The organism is Kitasatospora sp. NPDC093558 (genome assembly GCF_040683475.1).
Lineage (GTDB): Bacteria > Actinomycetota > Actinomycetes > Streptomycetales > Streptomycetaceae > Kitasatospora.
Genome location: NZ_JBFBDY010001014.1, coordinates 1 through 1,730, shown reverse-complemented (window position 1 = coordinate 1,730; position 1,730 = coordinate 1). Strand labels below are relative to the sequence as shown.

Annotated in this window: 2 protein-coding genes and 1 pseudogene; 2 read left to right on the top strand and 1 reads right to left on the bottom strand. The window is 67.9% G+C overall.

Going from position 1 to position 1,730, the window contains the following annotated elements:
* A pseudogene (locus AB0O00_RS37980) lies at positions 1-462 on the bottom strand (IS3 family transposase); the annotation flags it as partial.
* On the opposite strand from AB0O00_RS37980, the gene AB0O00_RS37975 reads away from it, so the two are divergent.
* Both AB0O00_RS37975 and AB0O00_RS37970 read left to right on the top strand, forming a co-directional pair.
* A complete protein-coding gene (locus AB0O00_RS37975; protein ID WP_363659253.1) occupies positions 376-924 on the top strand; it encodes an integrase core domain-containing protein in 549 nt (182 codons plus the stop codon). The pseudogene AB0O00_RS37980 and the gene AB0O00_RS37975 sit on opposite strands and share 87 nt — an antisense overlap.
* 185 nt (positions 925-1,109) lie before the next feature.
* Positions 1,110-1,730 (top strand): SMI1/KNR4 family protein (locus AB0O00_RS37970; protein ID WP_363659252.1); only part of this gene is annotated, 621 nt, incomplete at its 3' end.

Sequence of the window (1,730 nt, the reverse complement as noted above, 5' to 3'; positions counted from 1 at the left end):
ACCGTATTGGGCGCCGTTGCCGCTGTGAAAGACCGCCCCGCGCAGATTGCCGCCCCGGGTCGCGGCGGCGGCCCTGAGCGCGTCGGTGACCAGCTCGGCGCGCATGTGGTCGGCGATCGACCAGCCCGCCAACCGCTTCGAATACAAGTCCAACACTGTTGCGAGATAAAGGAATTGGCCGTCACCGGCCGGGAGATACGTTATGTCGCCGACGTACTTGGTGTTCGGCGCCGACGCGGTGAAGTCCCGCTGGATGAGGTCCGGGACCGGGGCGGCCTCGGGCTCGGGGACGGTGGTGCGGACCTTCTTGCGCAGGTGCACGCCGGCGATACCGCACCGGCGCATCAGCCGCTCGACCCGCTTGTGGTTCACCGGATGGCCGGCGTCCCGCAGTTCGGCGGTGATCCTCGGGCTGCCGTAGGTCCCGTCGGACTCGGCGTGGATCTGCCTGATCTCAGCGATCCTGCGGCGTGTCGAGCGATCATCACAGATCCAAGTGTCCAGGGTGTCCACGTTCACGGGGAAAGGCCCGTCTGCGACCGGCATGGGGTTCGCAGGAGCACGGGCCGGGCCGGTTCGAGCTACGACAACGCCCTGGCCGAGAGTCTGTGGCAGGGGCTGAAGCGAGAAGTGATGCACAGGAAGCTGTTCCTGACGATGAATCAGGCAAGGCTGGCGATATTCCAGTGCCTGACGTACTACAACGCCCGGAGGCGGCAGCTCACTCGCCTACCTGTCCCCCCTGGAGTTCGAACAGCAGCACCACGTGCAGGCGAGACTCTCCCTCGCAGCATGAACCCCTGTGTCCACGTCCCGGGGGTCACCTCAGCCGTGAACGCACCCCACCTCGTCGCCCTCGTCCGAGCCGGGGCCCATTTCGAACGCGGCGAACTCGTCGAACCACCCAGGACCCTCGCAGCGTGAACGACCCTGGCTGATCCAGCGAAGCACGGTCAACATGGGCCGCGGGCTCCCCCGGTCCAAGCCCCGAAGCCTGTCCGGTCCGGTGCCCGTAGCGATGCCGACGCACTGGTGCCCCGAGGGCGACCGCGGTCCGCGCCTGGGAGCCGAACGTACAATCGCCGGACGAGTAGGCGCGGGAGGGTGCAGTGGGACACTTCGAGGGCTTCGACGTCGCCGGCTTCTGGGACGACTCGGCGTACGCCCTGGAGAAGTACGTGGAGGAGACCCCGCCCTCGCGGGAGTTGATCGCGGCGTTGGAGGAGGAGCTCGGCGGATACCGGCTGCCCGACTCCTACATCGCGCTGATGACCGCGCACAACGGCGGCACTCCGACCCGGACCTGCTTCCCCATGCCCGAGGCGACGTCCTGGGCCGACGACTACATCGAGATCACCGGCATCCGGGGCATCGGGCGGACCCGGTCGCAGTCGCTCGGCGGCGAGTTCGGCAGCCTGTTCTGGATCGACCTGTGGGAGTACCCCGACATCGGTGTCTACTTCGCCGACACACCCTCGGCCGGCCACGACATGCTCGCCCTCGACTACCGCGCGTGCGGCAGGCACGGCGAGCCGACCGTGGTGCACGTCAACCAGGAGAACGACTACGCGATCACCCTGGTCGCGGAGAACTTCGAGGCGTTCGTCACGGGCCTGGTCGACGAGTCCGTCTACGACACCTCGGAGCAGGACCGGCTCGCCGAGCTGGCCATGGTGCGCGATGGCAGCTTCTCCCCGATCCTGCTGCGTGCCTTCCGCGCGGTCGCGGAC